Origin of the sequence: Xanthomonas melonis, from assembly GCF_020783655.1 — a bacterium.
GTDB classification, from domain to species: domain Bacteria; phylum Pseudomonadota; class Gammaproteobacteria; order Xanthomonadales; family Xanthomonadaceae; genus Xanthomonas; species Xanthomonas melonis.
The window spans coordinates 46,443-65,766 of sequence record NZ_JAJGQH010000003.1; the positions used below are offsets into that span (position 1 = coordinate 46,443).

Consider the following 19,324-nt stretch of genomic DNA (forward strand, 5'->3'; position numbering starts at 1 on the left):
GGCCGCCGTGCTTGCGGCACCGGCAGTGCAGGCGCGCAGCGCCGCCACTGCCGGCAATGCCAGCGTTGACCCTCTGCCTGCGCAACCGGCCGGTGCGCAGGCGCAGGCCGGGCGAGGCGCACCGCGCGCCGGCACGCACGCAAGATCCGGCTTCCGTCCTGTTGCATGCACAGCAACCTGCGCTCGCTGCGTAGCCCTGCGCGTCCTTCTGCCATCGATGACGTGTGGATCCATCGCCATACACACGGCCGCCCCGCATCACCCCCTCACATTGCGATCGAGATGACCCATGTCTACCTACCTGACCCTGATCAGCCACCCGCTGTGCCCGTTCGTACAACGCGCAGCAATTGTCCTGCGGGAAAAAGCCGTCCCATTCGATAGGATCCAAGTCGATCTCGCAGCCAAGCCCCACTGGTTCCTGGCCCTTTCTCCAACTGGGAAAGTGCCCTTACTCGTGGTCGCCGAGCCAGACGGCACGGAGACGACGATCTTCGAAAGCATGGTGATCTGTGAGTACTTAGAGGAAACGCAACCAGGCGTGCCGATGTACTCGACCAATGCGCTAGTGCGTGCACGTCAACGCGGCTGGACCGAATTTGCCGGCCAGACCCTGTCCGACACCTGGCAATTCCTCCACGCCACCGATCGACAGATGGCCAATGCACGGCAGACAGCGGTCAGGGCGAATTTCGAACGTCTCGAGTCAGAGCTCGGGGTCGGACCCTACTTCGATGGCAACACCTTCGGCATGGTGGACGCCGTGTTCGCGCCAGTGTTTCGATACTTCGATGTCCTCTCCCCAACCTTGTCACCGCCGATTTTCGACGGCCTTCCTCGCGTTTCTGTCTGGCGGGGGGCCCTGTCTGCTCGTCCCAGCGTCATCGAGGCCGTAGGTGACAACTACGCGGCACTGCTGGAGATCCATCTTCGCAAGCAGCTTTCCATACACATGATATGACCCGCGACATAGAGTGCTTCAACAGACTGATACGCGCAGGGTTCCGTAGACACTCAAGACCCTCGTTGCGCGTAGCGCCGTTCGAACTCTACAGGCGATAAGTCGCCAGTTGAACCATGACGGCGTTGTGGGTTGTAGAACATTTCGATGTAGTCAAACACCTCGGCGCGTGCGGCGTCCTTGGTCGGGTAGATGCGCCGCCTGATCCGCTCGCGTTTGAGCAGACCGAAGAAGCTCTCCACGGGCGCGTTGTCGTGGCAGTTGCCAGGCCGACTCATGCTGCACACCAAGCCATGGGACGCCAGGAAACTGTGCCAGTCATCGCTGGTGTAGACCGACTTTTGGTCCGAGTGAACCAGGCAACCAGCGCTGGGTTTGCGCCGCCACACCGCCGACAGCAGCGCTTGGACGACCAACTCGGTATCGGCTCGATCGCGCATCGCCCAGCCGACGACCTGCCTGGAAAACAGATCGATCACCACAGCCAGGTACATCCAGCCTTCCTGCGTACGGATGAAGGTGAAGTCGCTCGCCCAGGCCGTGTCCGGCTCGGTCACGTCGAACTGCCGATCCAGCAGGTTGGCTGCTGCCTTGCACGGCGTTCCGCCATGGAAGTGCGGTTTGCGACCATAACCCACCTGGGCACGCAGCCCATCGGCGCGCATCAATCGATGCACCCGATGGCGACTGCAACGCTCACCCAGATCGCGTAGATCCTTGGCGATCTTGCGATGCCCATACACACTGCCGCTAGCCAACCAGTGGTGCTTGATCAGCCCCAGCAGGCGTTCGTCTTCCTTGGCGCGCTCACTGTCGGGCGACTTCAGCCACGCGTAGTATCCAGCCCGGTTCACCCGCAACACCCGGCACATCGCGCACACCCTGAATTCTTCGCGGTGGGCTTGCATGAAGGCGTACTTTGCCTTTACCCCTTGGCAAAGTACGCGGCGGCCTTTTTTAGGATGTCGCGCTCCTCCGTCACCCGGCGCAACTCGCTCTTCAGCCGCCGAACCTCGGCGCTCTGGTCCACCTCGGCACGCTGCACCACGCCGGGCTTGCCGAACTTGCGCAGCCACGCGTACAGGCTGTGCGTGGTGATCCCCAGCCGCTGTGCAACCTCTGCCACCTTGAACCCACGATCGGTCACTTGCCGGACCGCTTCGATCTTGAACTCATCCGTATACCGCTTGCTGCTCATGGACACCTCCTAATCAGCCATTTTCTATGACCTTGAGATGTCTAGGAAACACTGGGCGTATCAAACGCAGCTCGGATCGCCTGCCATGTAGTAGTTGCCGTTGTAGAAATTTGGCATTGCAGTGCTCGCGCATCCTGAAATGACCAATGCCGAAAGTGCAATAAGGACGTGCTTCATAAATTCCCCTGTACTGCTTCAGATTCCCTGTCAGGTTGCGAAGGTCTTCCCTTGCCGCCTAACGCCTGAATTAAGCCGCGCCGCGAAGCGGCGTCGGCTTGAATGAATAGTTAGAGGGTGCCTAGTAACCCAAGGCCTGCCGCATCTTTGCTCGACTCTCGGCGATCTCGCCGGAGAGCTTGGCATGTGATGGCTCATCAATCGGAAGCGCAAGTGGAACCTTGAAGGTGAGACGGTTAGTAGCTGCACTGGAGTTGGAGGTTGACCCCCAGCCCCCAGCGAGAGGATGGTTGCGACGTTGAGCTTGGCTTGAGCGCTTGTCCCGGCGTTCTCAGCCACAGTCACCGCAACATCAAAGTCCACCAAGAAGACGTGGTGTAGGTCATCAACGGATGCAAAATAGGAGTTCCCGCTGGTTGAGGGATTCTGGGTGGCAGGGTTGACGATGCCGCCCAAAGTGCGCACATCGGTTTGGGCATCTCTGACACCAGCGGCAATCTGCACGAGGGTTTCTCTCACAAATTCCTTTAGATCCATATAGCCCTCTAACTACTATTAGGCCGCTTATCGGGTGTGGCAATCTCTAGAGCACCAGAAGCAGCCATCGACTTTGCTGTAGTAGCTTCTGGCCACTGCTACAGCATCTTTGCAGTTAGAGAAAACACCGAGATAAGTCTTGTTTGACGGGAGAAACGCACAAGTGTCTTTGTGCACCTCGTGCTCACCCGTTAGCTGAGGATTGTTGTTCACGTAGTAAGAACTCATTTCGACCTCCCCGTGGATTGAGTTGTACTGCGGCCTAACGCCTGAATTAAGCCGCGCCGCGAAGCGGCGTCGGCTTGAATGAATTGTTAGACCTATGAAATCGAATCAACTGATTCACCGGTCACCATCCATTTACCATCAGAACGCCGAAGAGAGAACGTTGATACTCCGGAACCAAGCATGAAGTTTGAATCGTAGAAAACGCTAACTTTGGCATGCCAAGGGGATGTTCTGCGCCAGTAGTGAATGTCTATCAATTGAGCTTTGCGGCCGTCTGGCGTTTTAAACAGCATGCCCTCTGACTTCTCGCATGAGCTCGCTACAAAAACCTGAGGATGGCGGAATCTGATACCCGACATAAGTTCGTCTTGTAGGTCTACACCATCAGACGCTAAGCAGAAACACGGCTGGTCTTTCGCAATATGGTCAACGACTACCAAGACTGCGTCAGGAGGGAGCTCACCTCTGCATGAGGTGAGAGCTGTTGCTAGGAGAGCTACGCAAACTATCCTCATAGGTCTAACGCCTGAATTAAGCCGCGCCGCGAAGCGGCGTCGGCTTGAATGAATTGTTAGACGATCATAGCGAGTAGCTGACTTTTGTGTCAGCAATGATGACTTTACCGTTGACCTGCAAGTGCTTGATAAGTGTTTCCAGCTGCGGCTCCGTGATGGAACTCTTTGCGTTCTTGACAGTTGCACGGATGGTGCTTTTGAGTGTCTCAACTTTCCTCGGTCGAGACGCGCCGCGCTTTTTAAGATCTGCGAGAACAACTGCATAGTTGTCGATCTTTGGTGGAACGGGAGCAGCTTTAGCCGGAGCAACAGGCGAAGGCTGTGCTTTGCCATTTCCATTTGGACAGACGAACTTACCGTTCTGATTCAGAACAACGCGAATTTTCTCTTTAAGCGACATGCTGCCAAAGAGCGCGTTGACTGCTTTGCAGCAGGCAACGCAGTTGTCATCGCTGTTGCTCCCGGCGCGGGAGGAAGGAACAAGATGCTCGACACTAGCGTCTGCTTTTGGAAGGGGCATGTTGCAAAAGAAGCAAATGCCTCCCTGGGCAAACATTAATCTGTCAAGCGGCTTGGTGGTCATCTGATCGTCTAACTACTATTGGACCGCCGAAATGCGGTGTTGCGGCCAGTATCTTCGATCACAAGCGTTTTGTGAATGGGGAAACCCCTAGCCGCAATCACGGGATCGCACGATAATAAGCGGCCGCGACCATGTGGATGCTTTTAGCATTATCCAGCAAGGACGCAGGCGTATGAAATACACCCCCAAGCACGAGGGCGTAACAGCGCGTCCACCGGTCCGGTTGCTCGATCAGGTGCGCGACCGCCTGCGGGTACGGCATTACAGCCTACGCACCGAGCAGGCCTACCTGAGCTGGATCCGGCGTTTCATCCTGGCCAGCGACAAGCGCCATCCAGCGCAGATGGGGCAGGCGGAAGTCGAGGCGTTTCTCACCCGGCTGGCGACCGAGGGGCAGGTATCGGCGGGCACGCAGAACCAGGCCCTGGCGGCGCTGTTGTTCCTCTACCGCGAGGTCCTGCGCATCGAGCTGCCGTGGATGGAAACCTGGTACGTGCCAAGCGGCCCAGGCGCATCCCGGTGGTGCTCGCGCGCGAGGAAGTTGCACGCCTGCTGGCGGTGATGGAGGGTAGGTGTTGGCTGATGGCCAGCCTGCTGTATGGCAGCGGGATGCGGTTGCTGGAGTGCCTGCGGCTGCGCATCAAAGACGTGGACGCGGCGCGCGGCGAAATCGTGGTGCACGATGGCAAAGGCGGCAAGGATCGCCGGGTGCCGCTACCGCTCAGCCTTCGAGATACGCTCCTCCGTCAACGCGAACGGGCGCTGGTGATGCACGCTGCCGATCTGGCGGCCGGGACCGGGCGGGTGTTCCTGCCGCATGCCCTGGCACGCAAGTATCCCAACGCGGATGCCGAGCCGGGGTGGCAATACCTGTTTCCGTCTGCGCGCCAGTCGCGGGATGCGCGCAGTGGCCGGGTCGGCCGCCATCACGTGTCCGAGGAAGTCCTGCAGCGTGCGGTGCAGGTGGCGCGGCGCCGTGCAGGCATCACCAAGCCGGCCACCTGCCACACCTTGCGGCATTCGTTCGCCACACATCTGCTGGAGGCCGGCCACGATATCCGCACCGTGCAGGAACTGTTGGGCCACAAGGATGTGGCCACCACTCAGATCTATACGCATGTACTGGGCCGCGGTGCGTCTGCGGTGCGTAGCCCGCTGGATGGGCTCGGCCTCACCGACAGCGACGGGTGAGGCGGCCATGCCGGCAGTGGTGCGTGCGGTCTTGGGTCGCAGGTGCTGCTCCATTGCCGATGCGTTGCATGCAGACAGCGATATCAGCCGAGGCCAGTGCAATCGACACAATCCCTCAGCCGTCCAGCAACGCCTTGTCCCGCACCGCGCCCTTGTCTGCGCTCGTCGCCAGCAACGCGTAAGCCTTCAACGCGGTGGTGACCTTGCGCGGGCGCACCTCGACTGGCTTCCAGCCCGTCGCATCCTGTGCGGTGCGGCGTGCGGCCAGTTCTTCATCGGTGATCAGCAGATCGATCGAGCGGTTGGGGATATCGATCAGGATCCTGTCGCCGTCGCGCACCAGTCCGATCGCGCCGCCCGCTGCCGCTTCCGGCGATGCATGGCCGATCGACAGTCCCGAGGTGCCGCCGGAGAAGCGGCCGTCGGTGAGCAGGGCGCATTGCTTGCCCAAGCCCTTGGATTTCAGGTAGCTGGTGGGGTAGAGCATTTCCTGCATGCCGGGGCCGCCCTTGGGGCCTTCGTAGCGGATCACCACCACGTCGCCGGCCTTCACCTCATCGGCGAGAATGCCCTTCACCGCCGCGTCCTGGCTTTCGTAGACGCGTGCAGTGCCTTCGAAGACGTGGATGGATTCGTCCACGCCGGCGGTCTTCACCACGCAGCCGTCGCGGGCGATGTTTCCGTACAGCACGGCCAGGCCGCCTTCCTGCGAGAACGCATGCGCCACATCGCGAATGCAGCCCGCGCTGCGGTCGGTGTCCAGGCTGTCCCAGCGCGTGTCCTGACTGAAGGCGATCTGGGTGGGAATTCCGGCCGGGCCGGCCTTGTAGAACGTGTGTACCTTTTCATCGTCGCTCTGGGTGACATCCCATTGCGCGATGGCATCGGCCAGCGTGCGTGTGTGCACGGTGGCGGCAGTGGTGTGCAACAGGCCGCCACGTGCCAGTTCGCCGAGGATGGCCATGATGCCGCCGGCGCGATGCACGTCCTCGATATGGTACTTCTGCGTATTGGGCGCCACCTTGCACAGCTGCGGCACGCGCTTGGACAGGCGGTCGATGTCGCGCATGCCGAACGGCACCTCGGCTTCCTGCGCGGCGGCGAGCAGATGCAGGATGGTGTTGGTCGAGCCTCCCATCGCGATGTCCAGCGTCATCGCGTTCTCGAACGCCTCGAAGGTGGCGATGCCACGCGGCAGGGCGGTAGGGTCTTCGCCGCCATACCAGCGGTGGCAGAGTTCCACCGCCACCCGGCCGGCGCGCAGGAACAGCTGCTCGCGATCGGCGTGCGTGGCCACCACCGTCCCGTTGCCCGGCAGCGACAGGCCCAGCGCTTCGGTCAGGCAGTTCATCGAGTTGGCGGTGAACATGCCCGAGCAGGAGCCGCAGGTGGGGCAGGCGCTGCGCTCGAATTCGGCGACCTTCTCGTCGGAGGCACTGGCGTCGGCGGCGATCACCATGGCGTCGATCAGATCGAGCTTGTGCTCGGCCAGCCTGGTCTTGCCGGCTTCCATCGGGCCGCCGGAGACGAACACGGTAGGAATATTGAGCCGCAGCGCGGCCATCAACATGCCAGGAGTGATCTTGTCGCAATTGGAAATGCACACCAGCGCATCGGCGCAGTGCGCGTTGACCATGTACTCGACCGAGTCGGCGATGATCTCGCGGCTGGGCAGCGAATACAGCATGCCGTCGTGGCCCATCGCGATGCCGTCGTCCACGGCGATGGTGTCGAATTCCTTGGCCACTCCGCCGACACGCTCGATCTCGCGCGCGACCAGTTGCCCGAGATCCTTCAGGTGCACATGCCCGGGCACGAACTGGGTGAACGAATTGGCGATGGCGACGATGGGCTTGTGGAAATCGCCGTCCTTCATGCCGGTGGCACGCCAGAGCGCGCGCGCGCCAGCCATGTTGCGGCCGTGGGTGGACGTTTTGGAGCGGTATTCGGGCATGGCGGATTCAACGGCGAAAGCGAGCGGCGGCTGGCAATTAGACCGTGTCGTGACTGTTGCTGCTGCAACCGTCGCCGCGCGGTCCGGCGATGGATCACGGTAGCACGCAGCCGCGGACGGTCGATGGCGCCGCAGCAGGGGATCCCGCCGGCGGCAGGTCGCCGGGTTCGGCCACTCGCGGGGCGAGATGGCGCCCACCGCCGGTCGTACATCGGCTGCGGTGCGGTGCGCGGCGCCGTTACACTAGGCCGATGTCTTCCGAACTCTCCTGCCGGCCGGGCTGTGCGGCCTGCTGCATCGCGCCGTCGATCAGTTCGCCGATTCCCGGCATGCCCAACGGCAAGCCGGCAGGGATGCCGTGCGTACAGTTGGACGATCGGCTGGGGTGCCGGTTGTTCGGGCTGCCGGAACGTCCGTCGGTGTGCGGCGGCCTGCGGCCCTGTGCCGACATGTGCGGCAGCTCGCGCGCGCAGGCGCTGGCGATGTTGACCGCGCTGGAACTGGCCACCTGCCCCTGACGCAAACGATGCCGGGGGACGACGCGCCGATCAGCCGGCGACAGGCATGCCCAGGTACTGATCCTTGAGCCGCACGTAGTGTTGCGCCGAGTAATGCAGGCTTTCGATTTCCTTGTCGCTGAGTGTGCGTGCCAGGCGCGCCGGATTGCCCAGCCACAACTCCGCCTCGCCGACCACCTTGCCCGGGCCAACCACCGCTCCGGCACCGACGAAGCCATAACGCCTGACGGTGGCGCCGTCCAGCACGCAGGCGCCCATGCCGATCAGGCACAGATCCTCGATGGTGCAGGCATGCAGGATGGTCCCGTGGCCAACGGTGACGTCGGCGCCGATCACCGTCGGGTAGCCGGCCTTGTTGAACGGACTGTGGTGGCTGACATGGATGATGGTGCCGTCCTGCACGTTGGTGCGGTCACCGATCTGCACGTGATTGACGTCGCCACGGATCACCGTGCCCGGCCACACCGAGACATCGTCGCCCAGAGTGACCTTGCCGATGATGGTGCAGGCCGGGTCGATATAGACGCGCGCGCCCAGCTGCGGGGTGTGGTCCAGGAACGAGCGAATCGCGGTCACGGCAATCTCCAACGGGTCGGCGTGCCGCGTCGGTGCAGGCACGCGCGCATGATACCTGCGCGGTCGGCAGGCACGTCCGGACGACGATCGCCGCACCGCCGGGCGGACGTCGCTCAGCGAATGCAGCAGCGACCGACGGTACCGCCGGGCCGCCCTGAACGCCTGCGACAGCGCGGCCAGGGGACGACAGCAGGTCCCGTTGGCGTCGTGCCTGGATCGGCCGTCGTCGGCGACGTATCGATCCGCATCCTGCGAGCGGTCGAGTCGGTGCGACGGGGCCGCGCGCGGACCCACGGTCGTGGCGAACCAAGCTGCGGCAGTGGCCGTCTGCGGCGCAGCCTGAACATCGGCGCGGCCGCACGTCGATGGGCGAAGCAGCGCCAGGTAGCACGGCGCTGGCGATGCTGCCGCGCAAGTGTTCCGCCTGGAATCGATAGGCGCGATGGACGCCTGGGGGGCTCTCCGAAAGACGTTCTCTCGGAGCGAAGTCGGGCGATGGTGCGTCCGATAAACGCACGGCACTGGTCGGATCCAGCTTGAAGCGCCATCGCATTCGGCCTAGCGTGCCTGCCGTCGTTCGTGCGCATACCTGCGCTTGTCGCAGCACGTTCGCGCCGAGACGAGAGGGCGCAGACGCATCCGCAGGCGCACCTTTCACAACACGTCATACGCACAGGAACGTTCGATGTCGCATAGCACTTCCGCACCCGGGCACTTCGCACTGGAACAGATGACGCCATTCCAGTGGCGGGCGGTCGCGGTGTGTGTGGTGCTGACCATGCTCGACGGCTTCGATGTGATGGCGATGGCCTTCACCGCACCGCATGTCTCGGCGGAATGGCAGCTGTCGGGCAAGCTGCTGGGAGCACTGTTCAGTGCCGGCCTGGTCGGCATGGCGGCGGGCTCGCTGCTGCTGGCGCCGGTGGCCGATCGAATCGGGCGTCGCGCGCTGACGCTGGGCTGCCTGGCGATCCTGACCGTGGGCATGGGCGCTTCCGCGCTGGCGACCGGCGCCTGGCAGCTGGCGGCCCTGCGCGCCTTCACCGGGATCGGCATCGGCGGCATGCTGGCCAGCGTCGCGGTCACCGCCGCCGAGTATTCCAGTGCGCGCTGGCGGACCACCGCCACCGTGTTGCAGACCACCGGCTACCCGGTCGGCGCAACGCTGGGCGGGCTGATCGCGGGGCTGCTGCTGCAGCATTGGTCGTGGCAATCGGTGTTCGTGCTCGGCGCGGCCGGGTCGCTGCTGTGCGTGCCGCTGGTGCTGGCCTGGTTGCCCGAATCGCTGGAGTTCCTGATCGTGCGCCGGCAGCCGGATGCTCTTGCACGCTTCAATGCCGTGCTGGGGCGCATGGGCATGTCGCCGCAGCGGGAATTGCCGCTGCCGCCCCCGCAGCCCTCCGGGCAGGCGCACGGCTATACGGCGCTGTTCACGTCAGGGCTGTGGCGGCGATCGCTGTTGATCGCGGCGGCCTTCTTCCTGCTGATGTTCACGTTCTACTTCGTGATGAGCTGGACACCGAAACTGCTGGTGACCGCAGGGCTGTCGGCGGCGCAGGGCGTCACCGGTGGCGTGCTGCTGAATCTGGGCGGTATCGCCGGCGGCAGCTTGCTCAGCTGGCTGGCGTTGCGCGCGCGCCTGTCGCGGCTGACGGTCGGGGCGCTGCTGCTGTCGGTGCTGGCGCTGCTTGTCTTCGGCGCGTACAGCACGGTGTTGAGCTGGGCGTTCGCCGCCGCACTGCTCACTGGCGCGGGCATGACCGCGGCGATGGGCGGCTTGTATGCGGTCGCCCCGGTCGTCTTCGGTGCGGCGGTGCGCTCCACCGGCCTGGGCTGGGCGATCGGGGTGGGGCGCTTGGGCGCGATCCTCTCGCCGCTGTGTGCCGGAGTCCTGCTGGACATCGGGTGGTCGCCCGCCACGCTGTACCTGGCCTGCGCGTCGCCGTTGCTGCTGGCGGCAGCGGCGGTGCTGGCGATGCGGTTGCCGGAGCGCTGAACGGCTCAGTCCGCAGGCAGCGCCACGCGTTCGCAGGCGTGGCCGCTGCTCAAAGAAATCACGGCGCTTGCCGATAACCCGGAAGACCGCCATGCCTGTGGCGGGCTCTTCCTTGGACATCGTGCAGACCCGCGCCGGCATGCTCAGAACCATCGACTCCGACCAACTCCGGCCCGGCATGTATGTCTACAAGCTGCTGGGTGCGTGGGTGCACCATCCGTTCTGGAAAACGTCCTTCCTGGTCGATTCCGAGGACGTGGAAAAGATTCATGGCAGCCGGATCGAGCAACTGGTGATCGACACCGCGCGTGGCCTGGATGTGGACACCGGGTCCGCCGTGGCCGACGGCCTGGCGAGCGATATGCCGGCGGCCGCACCGCAGCCGCTGCCGGCGGAGTCCGCGTCCACCCGCACCGCGCGCACCAACAGCGTGACGGCGCAGGTCGGCATCGAGGCCGAAGTGGTGCGCGCGCGGCGCATTTTCGAGGACGGACGCGACACCGTGGAGGCGATGTTTCGCGACGTGCGGCTTGGGCGCACCGTGGACACCGAGGCGGCAATGCCATTGGTGGAGGCCATCAACGATTCGGTGTTGCGCCATCCGCAGGCCTTGATCAGCGTGGCCCGGCTCAAGACCGCCGACGACTACACCTATCTGCATTCGATGGCAGTGGCCGGGCTGATGAGCGGCCTGGCCCGCCAGCTCGGCCTGCCGGATGCGCAGGTGGTGGAGGCGGCCATGGGCGGCCTGTTGCACGACATGGGCAAGGCGGTGACGCCGCTGGACATCCTCAACAAGCCAGGCCGGCTCACCAACGAAGAAATGGAGGTCATGCGGCAGCACCCGTTGGATGGCCACCGCCTGCTGGTGGCCGGCGGCGTGCAGAACGCGGTGGTACTGGAGATCGCGCTGCATCACCACGAGAAGATGGACGGCAGCGGGTATCCGAATCGCCTGGTCGGCGAAGAGATCTCGCTGATGTCGCGAATGGGCGCGGTATGCGATGTCTACGATGCCATCAGCTCCGATCGTCCCTACAAGCGCGGCTGGGATCCGGCCGAATCGCTCAAGCAGATGGCGTCCTGGAAAGGGCACTTCGATCCGGCCATCTTCCAGGCCTTCGTGCGGCGGCTCGGCATCTATCCGGTCGGCTCGCTGGTGCGTCTGGAATCGCAGAAGTTGGCCGTGGTGATCGAGCAGACGCCCGATGCGTTGCTCAAACCGAAAGTGCGCGCGTTCTATTCCGCCAAGTTGCGCAGTCACGTGCTGCTGCAGGACATCGACCTGTCGCGCGCTGATTGCCAGGACCGTATCGCGCAGATGGAAAGCCCCGCCGACTGGGGCTTCCGTGACCTCGAGAAACTCTGGTTGCCCTGAGCCTTCGGCCTGCGGGCTTATCCGATTGGCGTCGCTTCTTGCCGGCGCCGCCCGACTCCCGCGACCCAGAGCATCGAGACCCCGGACCGGCCTGGCCGCGCTGCGTGCGATGCGCCGCTGTGGCCGCTGCGCCGCGCCTGGTCGGTGCAGGGCGCCCGGGATGGTCGCCGGCGCGTCACCCATCCGCTCGGCGTACACGGGGCCCGTCCGGTTCAACGAGTGGCGAGCGCGACCATGCTGCGCTGCAGCTTGGCAATGTAGTTATGATAAATAACTATTCCGCGACGTAATCAGTTGCCGACCGGACCCGATGTCCAAGCCGTTTCTGGATCACTGCCGCCTCCCGCCTGCCATCTCCCAGGTGCAGCGACCGGGCGCGCGTGCTGGCGACGCTGATGCGCGCGCAGCCGGGAACGCAAGCAGCCAGCGCCTGGCAGCGGCAGGCTCATCCACCTCGAAAGACCGGTGCGCGTCTACAATCGGCTGCACGCCGGGGATCGGCGTTGCGAACGGTACGCGTCGCGCGCACCTGCCCGCCCGCTGCCCTTGTCGCGAGAACCGCCATGCCCGCTACCGTCTCCGCCGCACCATTGCCCGATGCCATCACCGAGGTGGATCAGGCGCGCCTGCTGCGGCTGCTGGGTTACCGCATCACCCGCACCGAACTGCTGGTACGGCGGATGTTCCAGGAGTGCGTGGCGGCCTTCGACCTGAAACCGGTGGATTTCTCGCTGTTGATGCTGGTCGATGGCAATCCCGGCATCAATCAACGCCAGATCGGCGATGTGCTGCACGTCTCGCCGCCGAACCTGGCGATCGTGGTCGCGCGCCTGGTCAAACGCCGGCTGCTGCGGCAGGTCCGCGGCCGTCAGGATCGGCGCATGCAGCACCTGTCACTGACTGCGGCCGGTGTCGCCCTGCTGACCGATGCCGAGGCGCAAGTGCTGCGCATGGAGCGGCAGCTCAGCGCCATGCTCGGCTCCAGCGAGGCGCCATTGCTGCGCGCACTCGACCGCCTGGACCGCCTGGAGCGTTCGCACCCGGCATAAGCCGCGCCCATCGCAGCTACGCCCGCCATTGCCTCAGGGTACCCATGTCCGCGCCGCACGCAGCGCGGGCATGCGCGTGCCTGAGCGAGGTTGCACGTTCGCGCGCGGTCGCCGTGGTCGGCGGCCGGCCTGATCGCCGCCGCTGCAGCGGCGGCGGCGATGTCATCAACTGCACTACATCCCTGTGGTCCCGCGTCGGCGCAGCCGGCTTCCTTGGAGAATGGTAATGAGTTTGCAGAACAAGACGATCGTGGTGACCGGTGTGGCATCGGGGATCGGTGCCGAAGTCGCGCGACTGGCGCGGTTCCACGGCGCCACCGTGATCGGTGTCGATCGCACGCCGGTGCAGATGACGCTGCACGGCTTCCACCAGGCCGACCTCGGCGATCCGGCCTCCATCGATGCCCTGGTGCAGGCCTTGCCCGAACGTATCGATGCCTTGGCCAACGTGGCCGGCGTGCCGGGAACCGCGCCGCTGGAAGTGGTGGCACGCGTCAACTATCTGGGCCTGCGCCACCTTAGCCATGCGCTGCTGCCGCGCATCGCAGCCGGCGGCTCCATCATCAACGTGGCCTCGATTCTCGGTGCCGAATGGCCGCAGCGGCTGGAGCTGCACAAGCAACTGGCCGCAGCCGACAGTTTCGAGGCGGGTAACGCATGGCTGGCCGCGCATCCGGTCGCACACGACACCTGCTACCAGTACTTCAAGGAAGCGCTGATCGTCTGGACCTTGTTGCAATCGCGGCCGTGGTTCGCCGAGCGCGGCGTGCGCGTCAACAATGTCTCGCCGGGTCCGGTGTTCACGCCGATCCTTGGCGATTTCGCCGCCATGCTCGGCGAGGAACGCGTCAAGGCAGATGCCAAGCGCATGACGCGCCCGGCGTACGCCGACGAAGTGGCCGAAGCGATCGTGTTCCTGGCGTCCGATGCGGCGCGCTGGATCAATGGCATCACGCTGCCGGTCGATGGCGGCCTGGCATCCACCACCCTGTAACTCCCCTCACCGTTTCAGCAGGAGGCTAGACCATGAATGCTCTTCCCAGCGCAGCGGCATCGGCGAACGACACTCCGGCGTGGCATGGCCGCATCTTCAATGGCGAATGGGTACCCGGCAGCGCTGGCGTGCTGTCCATCCACGAACCCGCCACCGGCGCGTTGTTGCATGAGGTCGGCAAGGCCGATCTGAGCGATGTCGCCGCCGCGGTGGCGCAGGCCAAGCAGGCGCAGCGCGCCTGGGCCGCCAGCGCCCCGCGCGAGCGTGCGGCGATCTTCCATCGGGCCGCGCAACTGTTGCAGGCGCGACGTGCGGAGGCGACCTTGCTGATCGCACGCGAGACCGGCGGCATCCTGCCCAAGGCCGAGCGTGAGGTGGACGAGTCGGTGGTATTCCTCCAGCAGGCCGCCGGCATGCCATTGCAGGCCACCGGCCAGATGCTGCCCACCGTCGCCGGCCAGCTCAGCCTTGCGCGGCACCTGCCGCTGGGTGTGATCGCGGTGATCTCGCCGTTCAATTTCCCGCTGATCCTGTCGCTGCGCTCGGTCGCACCCGCGTTGGCCATGGGCAATGCGGTGGTGCTCAAACCGGACCCGCGCACGCCTTATACCGGCGGAGTGCTCATCGCGCAGGTGCTGGAAGAAGCCGGCCTGCCTGCGGGGCTGCTGCACGTGCTGCACGGCGATGCGCAGATCGGACAGGCGCTGGTGGAATCGCCCGATGTCCCGATGATCGCCTTCACCGGCTCCACCGGTGCCGGCCGCCGCATCGGCGAGCTGGCCGGCCGTCATCTGAAGAAGGTGGCGCTGGAACTGGGTGGCAACAACGCGGTGATCGTGCTGGAAGACGCCGATCTGGATCGGGCAGCGTCGGCGATCGCGTTCGGCTCGTACATGCACCAGGGGCAGATCTGCATGGCGACCGGTCGGGTCCTGGTACATCGCGCCGTGGCCGATGCGCTGACCCAGCGGCTGGCGGACAAGGCGCGCCACCTGCCGGTCGGCGATCCGGTCAGTGGCACCGTGGCGCTGGGTCCCATCATCGACCAACGCCAGCTGCAGCATGTGATCGACATCGTGAGCGACAGTGTCGCCGCCGGCGCGGTGGTCGAAGCCGGCGCCACCAACGAGGGGCTGTTCTACGCACCTACCGTGCTGTCGAACGTGCGCCCAGGCATGCGGGTGTTCGATGAAGAGATCTTCGGGCCGGTGATCAATATCTGCGTCTTCGACACCGACGACGAGGCGGTCGAGCTGGCCAACCGTGGTGAGTACGGGCTGGCCGCCGGCATCATGTCGGCTTCGGTCTCGCGTGCCATGGCGCTTGGCGAACGCCTGCATACCGGGCTGCTGCACATCAACGACCAGACCGTGGCCGATGAAGTGGTCAATCCGTTCGGGGGGACCGGTGCGTCCGGCAACGGCACCAGCGTCTGTGGTCCTGCCGACTGGGAGCAATACACGCACTGGCAGTGGCTGACGATCAAGAGCGAAGTGCCGCAATACCCGTTCTGAGCGCAGCGCCGGGATCGGCCCGCCCGGTCCCGGCGTGTCGGGGCAGTCCTGTGACCACGGGCGCGTCATGCCGGCGCCTGCGTCTGACCAGGGATAGCGCCTATCAGTTGCCGGCGCGAAAGCGTGTCGGCGAGCAGCCGGCGTGCCGCGCGAAGTAACGGCTGAAATACGCGGCGTCGAAAAATCCAAGCGTGGCGGCGATCTGCTGCACGCTCATGCTGGTGTAGCGCAGGCTGCGGCGCGCTTCCAACATCACCCGGCGTTGCAGCAGCTCCAATGCGCCGGCGCCGGTCAGTCGTTTGCACAGCGCATTGAGATGGCCCGGCGTCACGCCCAGCTGGTCGGCGTATCTGGACATGGGCCAATGCGCACGGTAGTGCTGGTCGATCAGCGCCTGATAGCCGCGCAGATGGCGCAGTGCCGGGTTACCCTGCTGGCCTGCCGCATGGGCTGCGTGCGCCTGTTCGAGCACGTTGCGGGCAGTCCAGATCAACAGCTGCGCTGCGGCGGCCTGCAGCGCAGCCTCATAGCCGATGCGTCGCTGTGCATGATCGCTGGCGATACCGGCGAACACGGCATCGAGCAATACTCGTGAGTGCTGCACGGGCAGCACCGCTGGCACCGTCATGGCACGGTCCAGCAACGGCGTGGCGGCAAGCGCCTGGCGCACCAACGGCACGCACAGTGTGATGACATGCCCGCGTACCTGCGGGCCGAATGCGAAACCGTGCACGCATAGCGGAGGCAGCCACACCAGTGTGGCGCCACGTAGCCGTTGGCTGTGCGCGTCCAGCTGCAAGGTTGCCGGGCCGCGTTGCAGGTACAGCAACTGTGCGAGCGCGGCGTGGCGATGCGGGACGATGCGCCAGTCGTGCAGCCGGCTGCGCGCGGCGATCGACTCCCAATGCAACAGTTCCAGCGTCTCGGAGCGGTGCTCGCCGTACAGCCCGTAGGCTGGAACGGTGGCGGTAACGTGCGGCGCGCGGGTCGGCATCGTCGAAAAGTCCAAGATCTGCCTGCAATCATCCCTTCAAACCGGGCGCTTGGCTACCGACACTGCAGACCTGGTCAGCCAAGCAGGAGTCGCGCATGCGGACGCAGGTTGCAATCATCGGTGCCGGGCCGTCCGGCCTGTTGCTGGGCGAGCTGTTGCTGCGCAGCGGGATCGACACGGTGCTCGTCGAACGCCAGACGCCCGAACACGTGCTGGGGCGCATCCGGGCCGGCGTGCTGGAGCAGGGCAGTGTGGATCTGTTGCAGCGCGCCGGCGTCGGCGAACGCGTGCAGCGCGAAGGGTTGTTGCATCACGGTTTCGAGCTATCGATCGATGGTGGGCGCGAACGCATCGACCTGCTGCGCGGTTGCGGACGCGGGGTGACCGTCTATGGGCAGACCGAGGTCACCGCCGATCTGATGCACGCACGCACGCGCAGTGCCGCGCCGACCTACTACGGCGCAGGCCAGGTGAGCCTGCATGCGCTGGACAGCGCCTCGCCGGTGGTGGAGTTCGAGCATGAGGGCAGCCGAAGGCGGATCGACTGCGACTACGTGGTTGGTTGCGACGGTTTCCACGGCATCAGCCGTGCCAGCATTCCGCCGGACCGCTTGCGTGTGTTCGAACGCGTCTATCCGTTCGGCTGGCTGGGAGTGCTCGCCGACACGCCACCGGTGCACGACGAATTGATCTATGCACGTCATCACCGTGGATTCGCACTGTGTTCGATGCGCTCGTCCACCCGCACGCGCTACTACGTGCAGGTGCCGGCCACCGCGCACGTGGAGGCGTGGAGCGACCAGGCCTTCTGGGACGAGTTGCGGGCGCGGCTGCCGACGGCACTGGCCGCACAACTGGTCACCGGTCCGTCGATCGAAAAGAGCATCGCCCCGCTGCGCAGTTTCGTCGTCGAGCCGATGCAGTATGGGCGGTTGTTCCTGGCCGGCGATGCGGCGCATATCGTGCCACCGACCGGCGCCAAGGGCCTGAACCTGGCGTTGGCCGATGTCGGCCTGCTTGCGCAGCTGTTCGCGCGCTGGAAGGCATCGGGCGATGCCAATGCGCTGCAGCGGTACTCGGCACTGGCCTTGCAGCGGATATGGAAGGCCGAGCGCTTCTCGTGGTGGATGACCACCTTGCTGCACCGCTTCGATGGCGAAGATGCCTTTACCGCGCGCGTCCGTCAGGCCGAGCTGGACTATCTGCTCGGCAGCGAGGCCGGACGCGCGACCATCGCAGAAAACTATGCAGGACTGCCGCTGACCGACCTCTCGCAGGCCTGAGGTCTGGCGCACTAAGGTAAGCATTCGCTTACCTGGAATTCCAGAAGTGGCCAGGTGCGCTTGGGCGTGGCTAGCGTTCCACCGGCTGCGCTCGCTAGGGTGAGGCTGACGCACCACCGTGGCTTTGCTCGACGAGGCGTCATTCCCCACCAACGCAGCTTGCGCGACTTCCCCCGAGCGCAATGCGTATCTCACTCAGGAGCGTCCCATGAAAAAGATCGTTTCCCGTGCCCTGTTGCTGCTCATGCTGAGCGTTCCGCTGGCAGCGTTCGCGCAGACCGCAGTCACCGCAAATCCCAATCACGAAAAGATGCTGTACGGCTCCACCTGGCAGGAAACCGTCAACAAGCGGCTGGTCTACGACTTCTGGCGCATCGTGTTCGAAGCCGGTCAGGTGCAGGAAGCGCCCAAGTACATGGACAAGAACTACATCCAGCACAATCCGAACGTCGCCAATGGGCGCGATGCCTTCATCGCGTTCCTCACTGCATTCGTGCCACCGAGCCCGGTGCAGCGTCGCGTGCAGCTTCCGCTGGTCGCCATCACCGCCGACCGCGATCTGGTCACGCTGGTGTCGGTGCGGACGCTTCCGGATCCGCGTCATCCGGGCCAGACATACACCACCACCTGGTTCGACATGTTCCGCATCGAGAAGGGGCTGATCAAAGAGCATTGGGATCCGGACACCATCGCCGGCCGTGCCAGCAGCGGCGGGTAATGACGCTGGGATCGGCCGCGCTGCCCGCTCAGCGCGGGCAGCACGGCGTTCGCATCGCGTCGCCGGGCTTGGTGTGATTGCGCCTCTGCCAGTTGGAAACGGTCGGCAACTTCCATGTCGCCGTAGATGGGGTTGCCGCCAGGGGCGCATGTGGTCACGGGGCGTCAGGCGTGTCGTTCGGCCCGCGTGTTGGATCTGGCCGATCGACGCGCCGCAACTGCAGCGACGACGGTTTCGGTCATGTCCTCTCTTCAATTAGATTGGAAATTTTCCGGTTACCAAGTGCGGATTTGAGGGGCTAGCGGGCGTTCGAACGTCCCAGCTAGGCTCGCGGCGGCGCGCTGCTGCGGGCTGCAATGCGTCATCCCCCGAAACGACGCCGCGCTGCGCTGCCAAAGGCCGGAAGCGCGCTGCTCGTCACCCCCCAGGAGTAAGCCATGAAACAACTGTTCCGTCGTGTCGCACTGTTGTGCCTGCTGATGGCACCCGTGGCCGCGTTCGCGCAGACCGCGGTGACCGAAAACACCAATCACGCGAAGATGCTCAGCGGTTCGAATTGGGTCGAGATCCAGAATAAACGCATCGTCTACGACTTCTGGCGCAAGGTGTTTGAAGCGGGCCATGTCGAGTTGACGCCGCTGTACATGCACAGGGACTACATCCAGCACAATCCCACCATTCCCAATGGACGCGACGCCTTTATCAGCTTCCTGCGTGGGTTCAGGCCTAACCCGACGCCGATCAAGTCACGGGTGGATGGACCGCTGGTTGCGATCACGGCAGATGGCGACCTGGTGACCCTGGTCTGGGTAATGACGCTGCCGAATCCGAACAAGCCCGGCGAGACCTATACGACGACCTGGTTCGACATGTTCAGAGTGGTGGACGGTCGGATCAAGGAGCACTGGGATCCGGCAACGATCAACCCCGTGCCTGCCGGTTAAGAGCCTTGGTCCATCG

The 19,324-nt window shown here is 64.5% G+C and carries 15 protein-coding genes and 1 pseudogene; 11 read left to right on the plus strand and 5 right to left on the minus strand.

Translation table 11 applies throughout. The features are described 5' to 3' along the window. Window positions 1-289: 289 nt before the first annotated feature. A complete protein-coding gene (locus tag LL964_RS03645; protein ID WP_104586292.1) occupies window positions 290-961 on the plus strand; it encodes a glutathione S-transferase family protein in 672 nt (223 codons plus the stop codon). Between the two features lie 53 nt (window positions 962-1,014). Here LL964_RS03645 and LL964_RS03650 read toward each other — a convergent pair. Then, window positions 1,015-2,159, minus strand: a protein-coding gene (locus LL964_RS03650; protein WP_228329375.1) for an IS3 family transposase whose coding sequence is annotated in 2 segments (ribosomal slippage) — window positions 1,015-1,922 and window positions 1,922-2,159 — 1,146 coding nt in all. Because the reading frame shifts where the segments join, the coding sequence is not laid out codon by codon here. A gap of 1,521 nt (window positions 2,160-3,680) precedes the next feature. Next, window positions 3,681-4,199, minus strand: a complete 519-nt coding sequence (locus LL964_RS03655) for an HNH endonuclease (RefSeq protein ID WP_104586287.1) — start codon at window positions 4,197-4,199, stop codon at window positions 3,681-3,683. A gap of 172 nt (window positions 4,200-4,371) precedes the next feature. On the opposite strand from LL964_RS03655, the pseudogene LL964_RS03660 reads away from it, so the two are divergent. Continuing rightward, window positions 4,372-5,390, plus strand: a pseudogene (locus LL964_RS03660) (integron integrase). 115 nt (window positions 5,391-5,505) lie between these two features. On the opposite strand, the gene ilvD reads toward LL964_RS03660, so the two are convergent. Continuing rightward, entirely contained in the window at window positions 5,506-7,344 is a 1,839-nt protein-coding gene (gene ilvD / locus LL964_RS03665; protein WP_104586286.1) for a dihydroxy-acid dehydratase, read from the minus strand. Window positions 7,345-7,595: 251 nt separating this feature from the next. On the opposite strand from ilvD, the gene LL964_RS03670 reads away from it, so the two are divergent. Then, the gene (locus LL964_RS03670) at window positions 7,596-7,862 is read left to right on the plus strand and encodes a YkgJ family cysteine cluster protein (protein ID WP_104586284.1); all 267 of its coding nucleotides are present in this window, start codon (window positions 7,596-7,598) and stop codon (window positions 7,860-7,862) included. Between the two features lie 30 nt (window positions 7,863-7,892). Here LL964_RS03670 and LL964_RS03675 read toward each other — a convergent pair whose 3' ends face one another. After that, complete coding sequence (locus LL964_RS03675) at window positions 7,893-8,438, minus strand: gamma carbonic anhydrase family protein (RefSeq protein ID WP_104586487.1); 546 nt, start codon at window positions 8,436-8,438, stop codon at window positions 7,893-7,895. A 685-nt stretch (window positions 8,439-9,123) separates the two neighbouring features. On the opposite strand from LL964_RS03675, the gene LL964_RS03680 reads away from it, so the two are divergent. The 5 genes from LL964_RS03680 (at window position 9,124) to LL964_RS03700 (ending at window position 15,369) form a co-directional block, all read left to right on the plus strand. Beyond that, entirely contained in the window at window positions 9,124-10,434 is a 1,311-nt protein-coding gene (locus tag LL964_RS03680) for an MFS transporter (protein WP_104586282.1), read from the plus strand. Window positions 10,435-10,573: 139 nt separating this feature from the next. Beyond that, on the plus strand, window positions 10,574-11,812 hold the full coding sequence (locus tag LL964_RS03685) for an HD-GYP domain-containing protein (protein ID WP_104586486.1): 1,239 nt from the start codon (window positions 10,574-10,576) through the stop codon (window positions 11,810-11,812). Window positions 11,813-12,375: 563 nt separating this feature from the next. Next, the gene (locus tag LL964_RS03690; RefSeq protein WP_104586281.1) at window positions 12,376-12,861 is read left to right on the plus strand and encodes a MarR family winged helix-turn-helix transcriptional regulator; all 486 of its coding nucleotides are present in this window, start codon (window positions 12,376-12,378) and stop codon (window positions 12,859-12,861) included. 226 nt (window positions 12,862-13,087) lie between these two features. Then, entirely contained in the window at window positions 13,088-13,855 is a 768-nt protein-coding gene (locus LL964_RS03695; protein ID WP_104586279.1) for a coniferyl-alcohol dehydrogenase, read from the plus strand. A gap of 32 nt (window positions 13,856-13,887) precedes the next feature. Continuing rightward, window positions 13,888-15,369 carry a benzaldehyde dehydrogenase gene (locus LL964_RS03700; RefSeq protein WP_104586278.1) on the plus strand — a complete coding sequence of 494 codons (1,482 nt, stop codon included), beginning with the start codon at window positions 13,888-13,890 and terminating at the stop codon, window positions 15,367-15,369. Window positions 15,370-15,472: 103 nt separating this feature from the next. Here LL964_RS03700 and LL964_RS03705 read toward each other — a convergent pair whose 3' ends face one another. After that, complete coding sequence (locus LL964_RS03705) at window positions 15,473-16,363, minus strand: helix-turn-helix domain-containing protein (RefSeq protein ID WP_104586276.1); 891 nt, start codon at window positions 16,361-16,363, stop codon at window positions 15,473-15,475. Window positions 16,364-16,458: 95 nt separating this feature from the next. Between LL964_RS03705 and pobA the strand changes: the two genes are divergently transcribed. The 3 genes from pobA (at window position 16,459) to LL964_RS03720 (ending at window position 19,308) form a co-directional block, all read left to right on the plus strand. After that, window positions 16,459-17,646 carry a 4-hydroxybenzoate 3-monooxygenase gene (gene pobA / locus LL964_RS03710; protein ID WP_104586275.1) on the plus strand — a complete coding sequence of 396 codons (1,188 nt, stop codon included), beginning with the start codon at window positions 16,459-16,461 and terminating at the stop codon, window positions 17,644-17,646. A gap of 208 nt (window positions 17,647-17,854) precedes the next feature. Continuing rightward, window positions 17,855-18,364 (plus strand): nuclear transport factor 2 family protein, encoded by a 510-nt coding sequence (locus LL964_RS03715; RefSeq protein WP_104586273.1) that lies wholly within the window; start codon window positions 17,855-17,857, stop codon window positions 18,362-18,364. Window positions 18,365-18,801: 437 nt separating this feature from the next. After that, complete coding sequence (locus tag LL964_RS03720; protein ID WP_104586272.1) at window positions 18,802-19,308, plus strand: nuclear transport factor 2 family protein; 507 nt, start codon at window positions 18,802-18,804, stop codon at window positions 19,306-19,308. Window positions 19,309-19,324 lie beyond the last annotated feature (16 nt).